General features: G+C 70.7%; 16 protein-coding genes. 9 read left to right on the top strand and 7 right to left on the bottom strand.

Annotated features, from left to right (window positions below):
• Positions 1 to 96 precede the first annotated feature (96 nt).
• From NE236_RS28775 to NE236_RS28750, 6 genes are all read left to right on the top strand, one after another.
• On the top strand, positions 97 to 2,826 hold the full coding sequence (locus NE236_RS28775; protein ID WP_252845312.1) for an Rne/Rng family ribonuclease: 2,730 nt from the start codon (positions 97 to 99) through the stop codon (positions 2,824 to 2,826).
• A gap of 217 nt (positions 2,827 to 3,043) precedes the next feature.
• Positions 3,044 to 3,358, top strand: a complete 315-nt coding sequence (rplU, locus tag NE236_RS28770; protein ID WP_252778779.1) for a 50S ribosomal protein L21 — start codon at positions 3,044 to 3,046, stop codon at positions 3,356 to 3,358.
• 9 nt (positions 3,359 to 3,367) lie between these two features.
• Positions 3,368 to 3,625 carry a 50S ribosomal protein L27 gene (gene rpmA, locus NE236_RS28765; protein WP_252845311.1) on the top strand — a complete coding sequence of 86 codons (258 nt, stop codon included), beginning with the start codon at positions 3,368 to 3,370 and terminating at the stop codon, positions 3,623 to 3,625.
• Positions 3,626 to 3,709: 84 nt separating this feature from the next.
• Positions 3,710 to 5,137: a GTPase ObgE gene (obgE, locus tag NE236_RS28760; RefSeq protein ID WP_252845310.1), complete on the top strand. Its 1,428-nt coding sequence runs from the start codon at positions 3,710 to 3,712 to the stop codon at positions 5,135 to 5,137.
• A gap of 9 nt (positions 5,138 to 5,146) precedes the next feature.
• Positions 5,147 to 6,301, top strand: a complete 1,155-nt coding sequence (proB, locus tag NE236_RS28755) for a glutamate 5-kinase (RefSeq protein WP_372494453.1) — start codon at positions 5,147 to 5,149, stop codon at positions 6,299 to 6,301.
• Positions 6,302 to 6,326: 25 nt separating this feature from the next.
• Positions 6,327 to 7,604 (top strand): glutamate-5-semialdehyde dehydrogenase, encoded by a 1,278-nt coding sequence (locus NE236_RS28750; RefSeq protein ID WP_252845309.1) that lies wholly within the window; start codon positions 6,327 to 6,329, stop codon positions 7,602 to 7,604.
• Between the two features lie 108 nt (positions 7,605 to 7,712).
• On the opposite strand, the gene NE236_RS28745 is transcribed toward NE236_RS28750, so the two are convergent.
• The 3 genes from NE236_RS28745 to NE236_RS28735 all read right to left on the bottom strand — a co-directional run bounded on the left by NE236_RS28745 (position 7,713) and on the right by NE236_RS28735 (position 10,364).
• The gene (locus NE236_RS28745; protein ID WP_252845308.1) at positions 7,713 to 8,489 is read right to left on the bottom strand and encodes a polysaccharide deacetylase family protein; all 777 of its coding nucleotides are present in this window, start codon (positions 8,487 to 8,489) and stop codon (positions 7,713 to 7,715) included.
• 160 nt (positions 8,490 to 8,649) lie between these two features.
• A complete protein-coding gene (locus tag NE236_RS28740; RefSeq protein ID WP_252845307.1) occupies positions 8,650 to 9,309 on the bottom strand; it encodes a class I SAM-dependent methyltransferase in 660 nt (219 codons plus the stop codon).
• Between the two features lie 218 nt (positions 9,310 to 9,527).
• Positions 9,528 to 10,364 (bottom strand): LysR family transcriptional regulator, encoded by an 837-nt coding sequence (locus tag NE236_RS28735; protein ID WP_252845306.1) that lies wholly within the window; start codon positions 10,362 to 10,364, stop codon positions 9,528 to 9,530.
• 108 nt (positions 10,365 to 10,472) lie between these two features.
• Here NE236_RS28735 and NE236_RS28730 point away from each other — a divergent pair, with 108 nt between their 5' ends.
• Both NE236_RS28730 and NE236_RS28725 read left to right on the top strand, forming a co-directional pair.
• Complete coding sequence (locus NE236_RS28730) at positions 10,473 to 11,033, top strand: MFS transporter (RefSeq protein ID WP_252845305.1); 561 nt, start codon at positions 10,473 to 10,475, stop codon at positions 11,031 to 11,033.
• Entirely contained in the window at positions 10,990 to 11,742 is a 753-nt protein-coding gene (locus NE236_RS28725) for an MFS transporter (protein ID WP_252845304.1), read from the top strand. The genes NE236_RS28730 and NE236_RS28725 overlap by 44 nt, the downstream gene beginning before the upstream one ends.
• Before the next feature lie 50 nt (positions 11,743 to 11,792).
• On the opposite strand, the gene NE236_RS45255 is transcribed toward NE236_RS28725, so the two are convergent.
• Positions 11,793 to 11,897 (bottom strand): DUF397 domain-containing protein, encoded by a 105-nt coding sequence (locus NE236_RS45255; protein ID WP_372494452.1) that lies wholly within the window; start codon positions 11,895 to 11,897, stop codon positions 11,793 to 11,795.
• The gene (locus NE236_RS28720; RefSeq protein ID WP_252845303.1) at positions 11,897 to 12,775 is read right to left on the bottom strand and encodes a helix-turn-helix domain-containing protein; all 879 of its coding nucleotides are present in this window, start codon (positions 12,773 to 12,775) and stop codon (positions 11,897 to 11,899) included. Before NE236_RS28720 ends, NE236_RS45255 begins: the two co-directional genes overlap by 1 nt.
• Before the next feature lie 93 nt (positions 12,776 to 12,868).
• On the opposite strand from NE236_RS28720, the gene NE236_RS28715 reads away from it, so the two are divergent.
• Positions 12,869 to 13,324: an ATP-binding protein gene (locus tag NE236_RS28715; RefSeq protein ID WP_252845302.1), complete on the top strand. Its 456-nt coding sequence runs from the start codon at positions 12,869 to 12,871 to the stop codon at positions 13,322 to 13,324.
• Positions 13,325 to 14,051: 727 nt separating this feature from the next.
• Here NE236_RS28715 and NE236_RS28710 read toward each other — a convergent pair.
• Both NE236_RS28710 and NE236_RS28705 read right to left on the bottom strand, forming a co-directional pair.
• Entirely contained in the window at positions 14,052 to 16,298 is a 2,247-nt protein-coding gene (locus tag NE236_RS28710; protein ID WP_252845301.1) for a glycoside hydrolase family 3 N-terminal domain-containing protein, read from the bottom strand.
• Positions 16,299 to 16,473: 175 nt separating this feature from the next.
• Positions 16,474 to 17,649 carry an ROK family transcriptional regulator gene (locus NE236_RS28705; RefSeq protein ID WP_252845300.1) on the bottom strand — a complete coding sequence of 392 codons (1,176 nt, stop codon included), beginning with the start codon at positions 17,647 to 17,649 and terminating at the stop codon, positions 16,474 to 16,476.
• Positions 17,650 to 17,720 lie beyond the last annotated feature (71 nt).

The raw sequence follows: 17,720 nt of genomic DNA, 5'->3' as shown, positions 1-17,720 counted from the left end.
CACCAGGGCCACGCCGACGACAACGACAAACAGAACGCTCCCGTGCGGCGCACCCTTCGTGGGTCGCGCCCGGGAGCCTGACGGGAGACAGCCCGCATGCTTGACAAGGAGTTCGGTGACGCCACCGGCGGCACCGAAGACAACGGCATCGAAACCAACGATCAGTCCAAGAAGACGACACGGCCGCGGCGCGCCAGCCGTCCGGCGGGTCCTCCACCGGAGCCGGAGGAGGACACCACCCGGCGGCCGGTGACCCGATCGGCGTCGGCCCAGGCGCCCGCGGAGCCCGCCCCGGCGACGTCCACCGCGACGTCGGCGGAGGCCGCCACGGCGGCGAGCGCCGGGAGCGACACGGCGACAGCGAGCGTCCAGAGCGACACGACGCCGAGCACCCCGGGCGACGACGCCGGTGCGAGTGCCAAGAGCACCACCAAACGCACCCGCGCTCGCGCCCCCCGCAAGACCGCACCCGAGCCCGAGCCGTTCGCCGCCGCCGAGCCGCCCGCGCCTGAGCCAGAGCCGACGGAGACGACCGGGGCGGCCACCCGGTCGGCCGGTCCGCCGCCCGCGGTCCCCGAGGCCGCCTTCCAGCCGCCGATGGTCGTGTTCCAGCCGCCGCAGCTGCCCGCGGAGGAGGCCGCGCCGTCGAGGTCGCGTTCCCGCGCCGAGACGCAGCCGAAGGTCGAGGCGAAGGCCAAGCCCAAGGCCGACGTCAAGGAGAAGGTCGAGACCCCGCCGGCTCCCGAGGAGCCGGAGGACGAGCACGGCGACGACGACGACGACGGTTCGGACCGTTCCGGGCGCCGGCGCCGCCGCCGGGGCGGCCGGGGACGCGGCAAGACGCGTGACGGCCAGGAGATCGAGGAGATCGGCCAGGCCGAGGACGAGGCGGAGCCGCAGCAGCAGGCCGAGGAAGAGCCCGAGCAGGACTCGGCCGACGAGGATCAGGCCGATGGCGGCACCCGTCGCCGACGCCGTCGCCGCCGCCGCGCCACCGGGGCCGACGGCGAGGAGATCGCGTCCGACGACCCGCCCAACACCGTCGTCCACGTCCGCGAGGCGCGCGTCGTCGAGGACGAGGTGCAGGCCGTCAAGGGCTCGACCCGGCTGGAGGCCAAGAAGCAGCGCCGCCGCGAGGGGCGCGAGCAGGGCCGCCGCCGGCCGCCGATCGTCACCGAGTCGGAGTTCCTCGCCCGGCGTGAGTCGGTCGAGCGCGTCATGGTGATCCGCTCGGAGGGTGAGCGCACCCAGATCGGCGTGCTCGAGGACAAGGTGCTGGTCGAGCACTACGTCGACCGGTCCAGCCACCAGTCCTACATCGGCAACGTCTACCTCGGTAAGGTCCAGAACGTCCTGCCGTCGATGGAGGCGGCCTTCGTCGACATCGGCAAGGGGCGCAACGCCGTCCTGTACGCCGGTGAGGTCAACTGGGACCTCGCGGGTCTGGAGGGCCAGCCGCGCCGCATCGAGTCGGCGCTCAAGTCCGGGCAGTCGGTTCTGGTGCAGGTCACCAAGGACCCCGTCGGACACAAGGGCGCCCGGCTGACCAGCCAGATCTCGCTGCCGGGCCGTTACCTCGTGTACGTTCCGGACGGCTCGATGACCGGCATCAGCCGCAAGCTGCCCGACAAGGAGCGCTCGCGGCTCAAGCAGATTCTCAAGAAGGTCATGCCCGAGCACGCCGGTGTGATCGTGCGCACCGCGGCGGAGGGCGCCACCGAGGACGAGCTGGCCCGTGACGTGTCGCGGCTGGCGGCCCAGTGGGAGAACATCAACCGCCAGTCGAAGACCGCGTCCTCGCCGGCAATGCTGTACGGCGAGCCGGACCTGACCATCCGCGTGGTCCGCGACATCTTCAACGAGGACTTCACCAAGCTCGTCGTCCAGGGCGACGACGCCTGGGACATGGTGCAGGAGTACGTCGGCTACGTCGCCCCGCACCTGGCCGACCGCCTGGAGAAGTGGACCGACGACGAGGACGTCTTCACGTCCCACCGCGTCGACGAGCAGATGGCCAAGGCGCTCGACCGCAAGGTCTGGCTGCCCAGCGGCGGCTCGCTGGTGATCGACCGCACCGAGGCGATGACCGTCGTCGACGTCAACACCGGCAAGTTCACCGGGCAGGGCGGCAACCTCGAGGAGACGGTCACTCGCAACAACCTCGAGGCCGCCGAGGAGATCGTGCACCAGCTGCGGCTGCGTGACATCGGCGGCATCATCGTCATCGACTTCATCGACATGGTCCTGGAGAGCAACCGCGAGCTGGTGCTGCGCCGGATGCTCGAGTGCCTGTCCCGGGACCGCACCAAGCACCAGGTCGCCGAGGTGACCTCGCTCGGGCTCGTGCAGATGACCCGCAAGCGGGTCGGTGGCGGGCTCCTGGAGTCCTTCTCCGAGCCGTGCGAGTGCTGCAACGGCCGGGGGATCCACGTCACCCTCTCGCCGGTCGAGCCGAAGCCGGACAAGGCGGGCGCGGCGAGCCGCCGCAAGAAGCGCAAGGGCGACGTCGAGAAGGCCGTCGAGGACAAGCTGGCGCGTGCCGAGCGCCGCACGGCCCGAGCCGACGCCGCCAAGGCCGACGCCGAGGCGGGCGCGGAGCCCGACGCCGCGAAGGCCGACGCCGAGGAGGCCGCTCAGGCCACGTCCGGCCCCGTGGAGGCCGAGGGGACGGCCGCCGACGCACGGCCCGGCGAGGCCCACGAGGCGTCCTCCACGGACGCCGAGGAGGCCGGGCACGACGCGTCCGACGCCGAGCCCTCGGCCAACGGCCGCCGCCGGCGCACCCGGCGCTCCCCGCGGACCAGGTCCGAGGCGACCGCCGACTGACGCGCGGCTCCCGGCCGTGCCCCTCTGGGGGTGTCGGCCGGGACCCGGCCGGTTCGACCTACGGGCGGGGAATCCGGTACTCTAGGTATCCGGCGCTTTTCCGCGCCGTTGTTAGCGCGCCTGAGGCCCCCGGGTGATCGGTGGGTGCGGGCAGCAGCTTCCGAAATAAGCTTGTTGGATTAGTCGTGCCCGAGGCACGCAAAGGAAAGGTTCCGCGGTGTACGCGATCGTCCGTTGCGGCGGCAGGCAGGAGAAGGTGGCCGTCGACGATGTGCTCACCGTCGACAAGGTGGCCGGTGAGGTCGGCTCGACGGTGACGCTCCCGGCCGTGCTCGTCGTTGACGGCGACAACGTCGTCAGCGCGCCCGGCGAGGTGGCCAAGTACGAGGTCACCGCCGAGATCCTTGGTGCGACCAAGGGCCCGAAGATCAACATCATGCACTACCGGAACAAGACCGGGTACAAGCGGCGCATGGGTCACCGCCAGCCGTACACCCAGGTCAAGGTCACCGGTATCAAGGCCGGAAAGTAGGTCGCAGACATGGCACATAAGAAGGGCGCTTCGTCCAGCCGTAACGGCCGGGATTCCAATGCCCAGCGGCTCGGCGTCAAGCGGTTCGGCGGCCAGGTCGTCAACGCCGGTGAGATCATCGTCCGCCAGCGCGGCACCCACTTCCACCCGGGTCCGGGCGTGGGCCGTGGTGGCGACGACACGCTGTTCGCGCTGGTCGCGGGCGCGGTCGAGTTCCGCCGCTACCGCGGTCGTCGCGCCGTGAGCATCGTCCCGCCGGCGGAGTAGGTCCGCCGACGCGACACGATTTCAGGACGAGGGCGGACCGTTCATCGGTCCGCCCTCGTCGTTTTTCCGACGGAGGGTGAGGACATGCCGGACGAGACGCCGCAGGCGCCGGCGCGGCGCGGTCACGGTGGGCCGCCGGGAGCGCAGTTCATCGACCGGGTCGTCCTGCACGTCCAGGCCGGCAACGGAGGGCACGGCTGTGCCTCGGTGCACCGGGAGAAGTTCAAGCCGCTCGGCGGGCCGGACGGGGGCAACGGCGGGCGCGGCGGCGACGTCATCCTCGAGGTCGACCCGAACACCGCCAGCCTGCTCGAGTACCACCACCGGCCGAGCCGCAAGGCGACCGGCGGTAAGCAGGGGCAGGGGTCGAACAAGAACGGCGCCAACGGCGGGGACCTCCTGCTGACCGTGCCGAACGGCACGGTCGTCAAGACCAGTGACGGGGAGGTCCTGGCCGACCTCGTCGGGGCCGGCACCCGGTTCGTCATCGCCCAGGGCGGCCACGGCGGGCTGGGCAACGCGGCCCTGGCCAATGCCAAGCGCAAGGCGCCCGGGTTCGCCCTGCTCGGCGAGCCGGGCGATGAGCTCGACGTCGTGCTGGAGCTGAAGACCGTCGCGGACGTCGCACTGGTCGGCTTCCCCAGCGCGGGCAAGTCGTCGCTGATCGCGGCACTGTCGGCGGCCAAACCCAAGATCGCCGACTACCCGTTCACCACGCTCACCCCCAACCTCGGCGTCGTCAGCGCCGGCGAGGTCGTCTACACGGTCGCCGACGTCCCCGGTCTGATCGAGGGCGCCAGCCAGGGCCGGGGCCTCGGCCTGCAGTTCCTGCGGCACATCGAGCGGGCGTCCACGCTCGTCCACGTCCTCGACTGCGCGACGCCGGAGCCGGGACGCGACCCGTTGTCGGACTTCGAGGTGATCGAGGCCGAGCTGGCGGCGTACGACGAGCTGGGCGACGAGCCCCTGTCGGACCGCCCCCGTCTGGTCGTGCTCAACAAGGTCGACGTGCCCGACGCGCGGGACCTGGCCGGGATGGTCCGTTCGGAGTTCGACAAGCGTGGGCTCAAGGTCTTCGAGGTGTCGGCCGCGACCCACGAGGGCCTGCGCGAGCTGAGCTTCGCGATGGCCGAGATGGTGGCCGCCCACCGCGCCGCGCAGCCCGTGGAGGAGGCCACCCGGCTGGTCATCCGGCCGGCGCCCGTCGGCGGCGCCGACTTCGAGGTGCGGGCGATGGGCGACGACACGTTCCTCGTCACCGGCGAGAAGCCGGTCCGCTGGCTGCGGCAGACCGACTTCAGCAACGACGAGGCGGTCGGGTACCTCGCCGACCGGCTCGCCCGGCTCGGCGTCGAGCAGCGCCTGGCCGAGGCGGGTGCCGAGCCCGGTGCCACGGTGTACATCGGCACCGCGGAGGAGTCGATCGTCTTCGACTGGGAGCCCGAGGTGCTCGCCGGCGCCGACCAAAGCCCCGGCCGTCGCGGCACCGACCGGCGGCTGGACGGCAGGTGACGGGGGATCGTGACCGTGCGTGAGGCGGTCGTACAGGCGCGGCGGATCGTCGTCAAGGCGGGGTCGTCCTCGCTGACGACCCCGGACGGCGCGATCGACGCCGCCCGGATCGACGCGCTCGTCGACGTGCTCGCCGGCTGGCGCCGGGCCGGCGGCCGTCCGGGTCCGGCGAAGGACCGCGAGGTCGTGTTCGTCTCCTCCGGCGCGATCGCCGCCGGGATCGGGCCGCTGGGCCTGCCCTCCCGGCCCCATGACCTGGCGCTTCAGCAGGCGGCCGCCAGCGTGGGGCAGGGGCTGCTGGTCGCCCGCTACACCGCGTCGTTCGCGCGGTACGGACTGGGCGTGGGGCAGGTGCTGCTGACCGCCGACGACATGATGCGCCGCTCACACCACCGCAACGCCCAGCGCACGCTCGATCAACTTCTCACCTTCGGTGTCGTGCCGATCGTCAACGAGAACGACACCGTCGCCACCGATGAGATCCGGTTCGGGGACAACGACCGGCTCGCCGCCCTGGTCGCGCATCTCATCCGCGCGGACGCGCTGATCCTGCTGTCCGACGTGGACGCCCTCTACACCGGCGACCCGCGAGAGCCGGGCGCCCGCCGGATCCAGGACGTCCGCGAGCCGGCCGACCTGGACGGCGTACGCCTGGGCGGCTCGGGACGTGTCGGCACCGGCGGCATGGTGACGAAGGTGGAGGCGGCCCGCATCGTCGGGGTCCCCGTGGTGCTGACGAACGCCGACTCCGCCAGGGCCGCCCTGGCGGGAGAGAACGTCGGCACCTACTTCCACCCGGCCGGTGTGCAACCGTCCACCCGGCGCCTGTGGCTGGCGCACGCGACGACCGGGCAGGGACGGCTGCGCCTCGACCCCGGTGCCGTCGAGGCCGTGGCGCGCCGCCGCAAGTCGCTGCTGCCCGCCGGGGTGACCGGCGTCGAGGGCGACTTCAGCGCGGGCGACCCGGTGGACCTGTGCGACGACGAGGGCCGTGTCGTCGCCCGCGGGTTGATCAACTACGACGCGGCGGAGATCCCGGACCTGATGGGCAGGTCGACACGCTGGCTGGCGCGGGAGCTCGGCCCGGAGTACGAACGCGAGATCATTCACCGGGACGACCTGGTCGTCCTGGTCACCGAGGAAGCGGCGACCCGGCGGCCCTGAGGCCGGCGTGGGGCGAGGAGGAGAGATGGGCACCCAGGAGCAGGTTCTCGAGGTGGCGCGGCGCGCCAGGCAGGCCGCCGCCGAGCTGGCCCCGCTGCCGCGTGGCGTCAAGGACACCGCGCTGCACGCCATCGCGGACGCCCTCGTGGCCCGCTCCGCGGAGATCGTCGAGGCCAACGCCGCCGACGTCACCGCGGCCCGTGAGGCCGGCACCTCCGAGTACATGATCGACCGGTTGAGCCTGACCACCGACCGGATCGCCGCGATCGCCGCCGCCGTACGCCACGTGGCGTCCCTGCCGGACCCGGTGGGGGAGTCCGTCCGCGGCTACACGCTGCCGAACGGCCTGGAGCTGCGGCAGGTCCGCGTCCCGCTCGGCGTGGTCGGCATCATCTACGAGGGGCGGCCGAACGTCACCGTCGACGCCGCCGCGCTCACGCTGAAGAGCGGTAACGCGGTGCTGCTGCGGGGATCCTCCTCGGCGTACGACTCCAACAGCGCGCTGGTCGAGGTCATGCGCTCGGCGCTGGCCGGCGTCACGGGCGGTGAGGTGCCGGCCGACGCGATCCAGCTCGTGCCCGGCCGTGATCGCGACTCGGTCAAGCACCTCATGCGCGCCCGTGGCCTGGTCGACGTGCTCATCCCGCGGGGCGGAGCATCGCTGATCAACTCGGTGGTCGAGGAGTCGACGGTGCCGGTCATCGAGACGGGCACGGGCAACTGCCACGTGTACGTCGACGCGGCCGCCGACTTGGACATGGCCGTGGACATCCTCGTCAACGCCAAGACGCAACGCCCGTCGGTGTGCAACGCCGCCGAGACGCTGCTCGTGCACCGCGACATCGCCGACGCCTTCCTGCCGCGCGCGCTGCGGGCGCTCGGCGAGAGGGGCGTGACCGTGCACGGCGACACCGCGATCCGCGCGTACGCCGGTGAGGGGGCGACCGTCGTCGAGGCGACCGAGGAGGACTGGGGCACCGAGTACCTCTCCCTCGACCTCGCCGCCGCCGTCGTCGACTCGCTCGACGCCGCCGTCGCGCACATCCGCCGGTACGGCTCGGCGCACACCGAGGCGATCGTCACGACCTCCCAGTCCGCCGCCCGGCGCTTCACCGCGCTCGTCGACTCCGCCGCCGTCATGGTCAACGCCTCGACGCGGTTCACCGACGGCGAGGAGTTCGGGTTCGGCGCGGAGATCGGCATCTCCACCCAGAAACTGCACGCCCGCGGCCCCATGGGCCTGCCCGAGCTCACCTCCACGAAGTACGTCGTCACCGGCGACGGCCACCTCAAGGGCGTCTGAGCGTACGACGTCGGTGGCCGCCGTTCGTGACGGCCACCGACGGCGACCTAGGGCCTGTCTCAAAGCCCCGCTGTCCTACTGCTACGGACGGGGACTTTGAGACAGGCCCTAGCCGCAGGCGATCAACTGGAAGGTGTATCCGCGCTTCTTGAGCGTCTTGAGGATCTTCGGCAGGGCCGCCACGGTCTGGCTGCGGTTCCCGCCGCCGTCGTGCATGATGACGACGGAGCCGGGGCGCACGTGGGTGAGGACACGATGGACGATCGCGGACGTGCCCGGCCGCGCCCAGTCCTGCGGGTCAACCGTCCATAGGACGACCTTCTTGTGCAGCGCTCGCGCCCGAGCGTAGACGCTGTGGTCGACCGCCCCGTACGGCGGGCGCAGGCATTTCGGAGTCCGGCCGATGGCCGCGTGGATCGCGTGGTCGGTCCGGATGACCTGGGACCGGAAGACGCTCGCCGAGACCCTGGTCAGGTCGGGGTGGGACCAGGTGTGGTTCTGCACGCTCCCGCCCTGCGCGATCACCTTCCTGGTCAGTCCGGGGTGGCGGACGACGTTCTGGCCGATCTCGAAGAAGGTGGCCCGGGCACCGTACCTGCTGAGGGTCTTGAGCACCTTCGAGGTGTACGGTCCCGGCCCGTCGTCGAAGGTCAGATAGACGACCTTCGCCCGCCGGGAACGGGCCGGCGCGCCGTAGGTCTCCGAGCGGGCCGCCGCACCGTGGGCGAGCGGGGCCGCCGCCGACGCAGCCCGTGCGGTCCCGGCCGCCGATGCGGGCGGTGCGGCGTGCGCGGGCGTTGCGGAGAGGGCGGCGGCGAGCAGGGCGATCGCGGTTCCGAGCAGGGCGACGGGCCGACGGAGTGCGGCCGGTCTTCCACCGGGCATGGGGGGGGTTCCTCACTTCACGAGCAACGGGGCGAACCCGTGAAGTGTCCTGATCAAGAGGATGCCCAGTGCGGCGCTTTTCCGCTTTTTAACCTATTTGCGCCGGACCTGGCCACTATGGCCTGGGGGCTGTGCGGACCGCCGCGCGCAGATACGCACCTCACGGCCGTTCGGGCCTTCGGGCAAGAAAGGTAGCGACGGTCCTCTTGGCTCCTTCGCCGGGCTCGTGCACCAGTCGCGCGGTAACAACGAGCCCGGCCTGGTGCAAGAGCTCGGCAATCCGATCTGGCGGCAACAGGTAGGACTCGAAAGACACCGGGTGACCCCCATACGCCTGCGTCGGACGTAGGTGCTCACCGGCTCCCACATGGCCGGCGAGCATCAGATAGCCGCCGGGCGCGAGAGTGCGATGGAATTCGCTGAACACGATCGGCAACAACGTCGGTGGCGTGTGGTGGGTGGAGTAGTAGGCAAGGATGCCGCCGAGCTCGTTGTCCTCGATCGCCAGCGCGGTCATCGAGCCGACGGTGAAACTCAGATCTGGGTAAGCCTGACGGGCCAGCGCGACCATCGCGGGCGACAGGTCGATGCCGAACGCGGACACCCCCTGCTCGGCCAGGTGCGCCGTCACTTTCCCGGGCCCGCATCCCAGGTCTGCAACGGCCCCGCGGTCGCCCGTCCGCACGACCTCGGCGAAAGCGGCCAACATCCCGCGTGACAGCGGATCCAGCTCCGCCGGGGGCTTGACCTGTTCGAAGTAGTCGGCGGCGACAGTGTCGTACGACTCCCGGACGGCCGCGAGGTAGGAGAGATCAGGCACGCGGGCGACTCTAGAGGAGGACCTACGACCCCTGTGATCACTTTCTAGTCCGGAAAAGGGTCCGCCGGCATCGCGATCGAGCCCGCCCGCCTGCTGGAACGCGATGGCGTCTCGGTGACCTTGACCCACCGCGACATCGACCGTCCGGTCATCGAGCGGCCCACCGAGTACACCGGCCTGGTGTTGCCCGGCGACGCCGGCCCGCCGTGCTCCCGCCGTTACATACGCCCCCCGGCCGCGGCGTACAGCAGCTCGCGGACGGACCCCTCGCGGTCGGCCCGCCAGACGAGGCGCAACGCGATGTCGGGCGTCTCCACCGGGTGGCGGACGAGCGCCCCCGAATCGAGATCCTCGGCAACGGCGAACTCCGGTAGCAGAGCCGCGCCGAGGCCCCGGCGCGCCCACCCGTGGATCACGGTGACGGAGGCGAGCTCGGTGCGCTCGCCGGCGGCGCCCAGCACTTGGTCGGCGACCATGCGGAACGAGCAGCCGGGAGGCGTGACGAGCAGCCGGTCGCGGGCCGCGCCGGGAGCGGTGACGAACGCCAGCGGCACGTCCTCCACGTCGAGGAAGGCCAGCCGCGCGGGCGCGTCGAAGCCGAGGCCGCCCACGGCCGGGCCGCTGTCGAGGATCAGCCCGGCGTCGAGTGACCCCGCGTCGACGCCGGTGAGGATCTCCCGGCGGTTGAGCGGTGCGACCTCGACGCCCAGGTCCGGACGGCGGGCCGCGAGCCGCCCGACGATGCCGGGGACCAGGGTGGCGGCCAGCGTCTCCAGGGCCCCGAGCCGTACGAGGGGCGGGTGGCCGGTCACCTCGCGGCGTGCCTCCTCCGCCTGGTCGAGGAGTCGCCGGGCCCAGGGCGTCATCCGCCGTCCGGCGGCCGTGAGGCGCATGCCCTCCGGCGTCCGGTCGAACAGGGCGACCCCGAGCGACCGCTCCAGCGCCCGTACCTGCTCCGAGACCGAGGACGGCGCCAGGTCCACGGCGATCGCCGCGTCGGTCACCGTGCCTTCGGCGGCGACGGCGAGGAAGGTGCGCAACTGTCGGAACTCCACGCTGACCTGGCCTTTCGGTTTCGCCGAACGGGGTGTTCGCCGTCGCCGGTGGAGGGCGGTGGGCGACCGGCGCGACGGTGGGCGCCTCCCATTCTCCTGGAGTCGCACGTGGTTTCCGAAACCGTCACGATGTCCCGGGCGAGCCGGCTGTTCGGCCTGTCGCTCGGCTATTGCATGGTCCTGCTCGACACGACCGTCCTGACCGTCGCCCTGCCCGACCTGCGTGCCTCGCTCGGCGGCGGGGTCTCCGGGCTGCAGTGGGCGGTCACCGGTTACACGGTGACCTTCGCCGCGCTGCTGCCCACCGCCGGCGCGATGTCGGATCGGTTCGGCGCGCACCGGGTGTTCGCCGCCGGCGTCGCCGCGTTCGGCCTGGTGTCCCTGCTCAGCGCGGCGGCGCCGAACCTGGCCGTCCTCGTCGTCCTGCGCGCCGTGCTCGGCGCGGCGGGCGCGCTGTGCCTGCCGAGCTCACTGGCGATCATCACCCGGCTGTACCCCGTTCCGGCCGAGCGCGGCCGGGCCCTCGGCGCCTGGGCGGCGATCACCGGCTGCGCGCTGGCGGCCGGCCCGGTCGCGGGCGGCTTGCTGGTGTCGGTCGGTCGGTGGCTGGCGGGCGGTGTTCCTCGTGAACGTCCCGGTGGTGCTGCTGAGCCTCGTGCTCGTCCGTGACATCCGGGTGCCCGCGACCGGGCGGGCCATCGACTGGTGGGCGCAGCTCGTGGCCTGCGCCTTCCTGGCGGCGCTCACCGACGCCATCGTCGACCGGCGCGTCGTCTCGGCGATCGCGGTGGCCGTCCTCGCCGTGGTCATGGTCATCGTGGAGCGGCGCAGCGCGTCCCCGGCCGTCCCCGGCGCGGTGATCGCCGAGCCAGGCGTGCGCCGGGGCCTGATCGCGGGCGCGGCGGTGAACTTCGCGCTGTCGGGCGGCCTGTTCGTGCTGACCCTGTCGTTGCAGCGTCACTTGGGACCGGTGGCCACCGGCCTGGCGTTCCTGCCGCTGACCCTGCCGACCGCGTTCAATCCGCTGGTGACCGGCCGGCTGGTCGCGAGGTACGGGCCGCGTCCGCCGGTCCTGGCCGGGCTGGCTCTGCTCACCCTCGGCTGCCTCGCCGCGTCCCCGGTGCCGTGGCTGGGCATGCTCCTGATCGGCTTCGGTGTGTCGTTCTCGCTGCCCGCCCTGGTCACAGGAGTCGTGCAGGCGGCGCCCGAGGGTGCGGCCGGCGTGGCGAGCGGCCTGCTGAACGCGGTGCGCCAGGTCGGCGCCACGCTGGGCGTCGCCGTGATGGGCGGGCTGGCGGCCGGGACGGCCTTCGCCGTGGCGGCGGCCCTCTGCCTGGTCGCCGGGCTCATCCTGGCGGTCGGTGGCCGCCGCTCCTGACGCCAAGAGAACCCACGACTCGAAGGTCGTGGGTTCCTTATTTCAATCAATCAGGCAGACTCGGAATCCACCACTTTGACCTCTACGCAGGCGCCACCTTGGTTCCCACTACGGCTGCTTTTCCTGAACCCGTCGGAGGTGATGATCGCTGACACTACAGAGCCTCCATCGCATCTCTGATCATTCTCAGGGAGGATTCCATCGGCAAGGCCGATTGTCCGATGCGTTCAAACCTCGCTTCGTACGAACGTACCTCGGTCAGGGACGGTACCAGGCGTCCGCCTCCGGTGGCTTCGATGTAGGCGATATCTCCGTCTTCTCCGGAGAGGAGGTAGAGACTGCCGTCGAAGCCGGCATGAGCGCCGGCTGACCGTGGGATCACTCGCATCCCTATGTTGGGCTGCTCTGCCACCTCCAGTAGACGAGCGAGCTGCTTCCGCATCACGCTTGCCCCTCCTACCGGCCAGTCGATCACGTTCTCTGTGACCACGACCCACAGAAGAGGTGGGTCCGGTCTGCGCAGCACCTCTTGGCGCTTCATGCGCTTCTCGATCAGCTCCTCGACGTTGCGGGCGCCTCCAGCCTTGAAGAGGGCTCCCGCGTACTCGGGCGTCTGAAGGATGCCTGGTACGGCGATGGGCTCATAGACCTTGAGGACGGACGCTCTCGACTCGATGCCTACGTACTGCTTGAACCAGTTTGGATCATGCCCCAGGCGGGCGTACCTCAGGAGCCTCTTGAAGTGGCCGCCTGTCTTGAAGCGCTCGTCTAGCGCTTCAGCCTGTTCGTCCTTGAGGCGTCTCCTGCCCGCTTCAAGGTTTGAAAGGTTTGGAGGGCTGGTCTTGATGACCTCCGATATCGCCGATTGCGACATACCGTACTTCTGTCTATAGAACCGCAGGTCGTAGGCCAGCCAGTTCCAGAGGCCGGTATCTGGATCGATCACTGGATCCGTCTGCATGGCACCTCCAATCTCTTCAAGCCTTTCGAAAAGATATCTCGCCTGTTCTATCTGGTCCAGACTTTCTGTCAATCGGCTCCAAGAATTACCGGACGAGTCCGGATAGCAAGAACGATCCAGAATGGACCGAACAGCCTGAAATATGGCAGATGGGGGTGGGTGGCCATGGATGCGCTGGCGAGCCCGATCGAGACGGTGATGGACGGCAGGGATCGGAAGACCGTCGTGACCCTTCGGCCGGTGCCTCAGGCCGCTGACATCGCTCGCACCTTCATCGAGCACCGCATGCTCGTAATGAAGCGTCCTGATCTGGTGGACGATGCGACTCTGATCGCGTCGGAGTTCATCACCAACGCCTACGTCCACGTTCCTACCGCAGAGTTCTTCAAGCTCATGCTCTGCTGGAACGGCGGTAGCCCTCTCATCGAGGTCTGGGACCCGTCTTGGACGCTGCCCAAGCCTAGAACCCTCGCCGAAGGTGACGAATTCCTCCTCTCTACGAGCGGAAAAGGGCTCTTCATCGTCTCCCGGCTCGCTCAGAGTTGGGGTTCCAGGCGGATACCGAAGATGAACGGCGGCGGAAAGATCATATGGGCTCGACTTCCCCGGAATAAGGAGTAAAAGCGTCGGAAGTCCCCAGTCGCTCGCAGGGGGCGTCCGGCCACGAGCGGGCGTAGTGCTCGGTAAAGCCGCCGGAATCGGGTCCCTTACTGGGAGGAATCGCCCGGCAGTGCGGCCCTTCACCGAGCCTCACGCCCGGCCCGCCGGAGCTTGGAGTCGCCCGACCGGATCGATCAGCCACATTGACGTCGGTATTGACGCGCTAACCCGGGCAAACCGGTCATCGACCCGTCAACGACGGCGGCAACGTGACCACGACGGCGGCAAAGTCGCCGCGACGCCGGATGCAGGGGGAGTGGTCCCGCAGCCGCCCGATCCCGCATCGCGAGGTCGGCCGGCCACGCAGCAGGCTTTCGCGACAAATCGGTCGCGGTGGCGACCACTAGCGATCACGCCGCGGCGGGCGGCGACCCATTCATGGGGGGAAGGGGGAGCCGTGATCGGCGTCTCATGGGTTTGAGCTTCGTGCTGTGAGGTGTGGTCCGCCTCGCAGCACGGCGGACTCGGCGGGAGCTGGCGTCTCTTCCCACGGTGTCTACACAGACGAGAAAGTTGCTCGCGTGAGTAGACGGCGCTGAACAAGGCGTGCCGTCTCCTGGGGGCCGGCGTGCCGGCCGTCGAGCGCCCGGCGCTTCGCGGCGTGCGGAGCCCCGATGCGGAGGCCGCGGGGCGATCGACGATCGCCCCGCGGCCTCCTTGTGATCAGTCGCGGCCTACGGTGGTCCGGTCAGTCGATCGTCAGGTCGGCGGACTTGGCGCCGGCGACGATCTTGTAGAGGCCCGGGAGCACCGCGCGGGTGCCCGAGCCGTTGATGTCGCCCTGGGTCACGGCGAGGCGGGACCGGGGGAAGGACAGTGACACGGTGGTCGACTCGCCCGCCTTGAGCGGCACCCGGGTGAAGGCGACGAGGCGGTTCGGCGGGGCGACGATACGGCTGACCGGCTGCTGCGCGAAGACCGGCACCACGAAGTCACCGTCGCGGGAACCGGTGTTGGCGACCTTCACCGACACCTTCACCGTGTTTCCGCCGGAGACCGTCACGTCCTGCACCGCGTACGTGGTGTAGGACAGGCCCGCGCCGAAGGCGAACAGCGGGTCGTAGCCGGAGCTGGTGCCGCCGTTCGTGCCCGGCAGCTGCTGGTAGAACATCGGCTCGTCGCCGGTGGTCTTCGGCCAGGAGACCGGGAGCCGCCCGCTCGGGTTGGCCTTGCCGAACAGGACGTTCGCCACGGCCGTACCGCCCTCGCTGCCGGGCAGCCAGGACATGAGCAGCTGCTTGGCGTCGGCCGCACTGCCGAGCACCAGCGGCCGGTCGGCGACGACCACCACGATCACCGGCTTGCCGGTGGCCTGCAGGCGGTCGACGAGGTCCTGCTGGTCGGCGGCGAGCTCGGGCTGCTCCTGGTCGTTGACGCCCTCGGCGCCGGGCTTGTCGCCCACGACCACGATCGCCGCGTCGGCGTCCTTGGTCTGGTCGACCGCGTCGTCGGCCTTCGTGACGAGCTTGGCGTGGTCACCGATGACGTTCTTGATGCCCTGGTAGACGGTCACCCCGGGGTCGTTGACGCCGTTGGGGATGCCCTGCCACTGGATGGTCCAGCCGCCGTCCTGGTTCGGGATCGAGTCGGCGCTCGGGCCGGTCACGACGACCTTGCCGGTGCCGGTCGACAGGGGCAGGACGTTACCGTCGTTCTTCAGCAGGGTCTGCGACTCGGTCGCGGCCTGGACGGCCAGGTCCTTGTCGGTGCCCAGCACGGCCGCGTCGGCCTTGGACGGGTCGACGTACGGGTGCTCGAACAGGCCAAGCTTGAACTTCAGGGCGAGGACCCGGGACACGGCCTCGTCGAGGCGGCGTTTGGTGACCTTGCCGGTCTTGACGTCGTCCAGCAGGCCCTGGACGAACCCGTCGACCTCACCGGGCGGCAGCATGCCCATGTCGACGCCGGCGTTGATCGCGATGGCGACCGCGCCCGCGTAGGTGTCGGTCAGGTGGTACGCCGTCCGCAGCGCGTCGACGTCGTTCCAGTCGCTGACCACGAGGCCCTTGAAGCCCCACTGGCGGCGCAGCAGGTCGGTGAGCAGGTAGTGCGAGGCGTGCGCCGGGATGCCGTTGATCGACCCGGAGTTGACCATCACCGTGTCGGCGCCCGCATCCACGGCCGCCTTGTACGACGGCAGGAACGTGTCCTGGAAGTAGCGCGGGTCCAGGTGGGCCTCGGAGCGGTCGTGGCCGGCGAACGGCTGGGAGTACCCGGCGAAGTGCTTCACCGTCGCGCTGACCTGTCCGGTCTTCTGCAGGCCCTGGATGTTCGCGGCGCCGAGCGTGCCGGCGAGGTAGGGGTCCTCAGAGTAGGTCTCGTAGTAGCGGCCCCATCGGGTGTCGCGCGAGATGTCCTGGACCGGCGCGAAGTCCCACTGCGGTCCGGTGGCCTTGACCGCCCGGGCCGTCGACTCGCCCATCGCCTGGGAGAGCTGCGGGTCCCACGTCGCGCCGACGCCGATCTGCTGGGGGAACTTGGTCGCGCCGAGCACGTTGTTGTGCCCGTGCACCGCGTCCACGCCGTACACGATCGGGATGTGCAGCCGCGAGTGGTCGATGGCGTACTTCTGGACCGTGTTCACCATCTCGGCCCAGTCCTTCGGCGTGTTGTTCACCGGGGTCTCGCCGCCCCCGGACAGCACCGAGCCGACCTTCAGGTCGCCGAGGACGTGCTGCATGCAGGACTCGTTCAGGGGGCCGCCGGACCACTGGCATCCGCCCTGGATGTTCACGACGGCGGGCTGGGCGAGCTGGCCGACCTTCTCCTCGATCGTCATGCGCTTGAGGAGGTCGGCGACGCGGGTGGAGACGGAGGCGTGCGGGTCGAGGTAGGGCGACTGGGCGCTGCTGGCGCCGGTCGCGGTCAGGGCCAGGCCTGACACGGTGATCGCCATGGCCGTCCCGATACGGGCGGCCTTGATCCGGAGTCTCATGAAGCGTGCTCCAGGCGGGGTCAGGAGGGACGAAGCCCTGTGATCAAAGACCCAACCGCAAGATCAAATCAAGACCTGAACGCGAAACTGGCCGAAGATAGCCATGCGCGTTCACAACTTAGATGCTCTTCCAGGCGTTCATCTCCTTGGCGGCGTGGAGGCCCCGGCCTTCACTTCAGGCTGGGGAAGGGGAGGACGTCAAGACCAGGGCCAACGCCCCGAGGACCTCCGCCCGGTCGCCGAGCACTCCGGGCACGATCGACACGATCGCTGCGGCGCTGGAGATGGCCGAGCGCCGGACGGCCTCCGCCATCGGCTCCAGCAGGAGGTTCCCCGCACGGGCCAGGTCGCCGCCGACCACGACGAGGCGGGGATTGAGGAGATTGCACAGGCCGGCCACGCCCGTTCCGGCGTACCGTCCGGCGTCGCCGACCGCCCGCCGGCACGGGGCGTCCCCCGACAGCGCCAGCTTCACGATCCGCGCCGTCGTCAGGCCGTCGCCATGGGTCGGCCGCAGCAGTTCGGCGAGGTAGCGGCCGCCGGCGTACGTCTCGAGGCAGCCGCGGTTGCCGCACCGGCACATGGGGCCGTTCTCGTTCAGCGTGATGTGCCCGATCTCGCCGGCCGTACCGCCCGGCCCGTGGTAGACGCGGCCGCCGATGACGATGCCCGCTCCCACGCCGGAGCCGATCTTGATGTAGGCGGCGTCGGCGTGGCCGCGCGCCGCCCCCCAGGTGACCTCGGCCAGCGCCCCCAGGTTCGCGTCGTTGTCCACGTGCACGGGACGGCCGAGACGGCGCCGGGCCTCCCCGGCCGCCTCGATGCCGGCCCAGCCCGGCAGTATCGTGCTCGATCCGAGGGTGCCGCTGGCCGCGTCGATCGGCCCCGGCACGCCGAGCCCGATCCCCAGCACGTCCGTTCTCGTCGCTCCGACCGTGGACAGCAGCCCGTCCATCAGGCGCTCGGCCGCCCCGAGCCCGTCGGCGGCCGACGCGCCCACGTCCAGGGGCATCGCCTGCTCGGCGACGACCTCGCGGGCGAGGTTGCCGATCGCCACGCGCAGGTGCGAGTGGCCGAAGTCGACGCCGACGGCCAGCCCGGCGGCGGGCGCCAGGGACACCGCGCGGGCCCGGCGGCCACCCGCCGACGTCGGCGTCGTGACGAGCACGCCTCCCGCCGACAGTTCCCGCACGATGTTGGAGACGGTCGCCCGGGACAGCCCCGTGCTCCGGGCGATGTCGGCCTGGGTCGGCGCTCCGGCGTCGCGGACGGCCTGGATCACCCGCCGCTGGTTCGCCTCACGGAGCGACGACTGCGATCCCGGCGTCGCGGATGAGCCTGGCGTCGACATGGAGTCCCCTCGCATGTTCAAGAAGTGAACTCAAGGTTACGCGGAAACTCCGTGACGCTCCTGCCCGAGGC

It is taken from the genome of Actinoallomurus purpureus, from assembly GCF_024055795.1.
Lineage (GTDB): Bacteria > Actinomycetota > Actinomycetes > Streptosporangiales > Streptosporangiaceae > Actinoallomurus > Actinoallomurus purpureus.
This window is presented reverse-complemented; position numbering and strand designations above follow the sequence as displayed.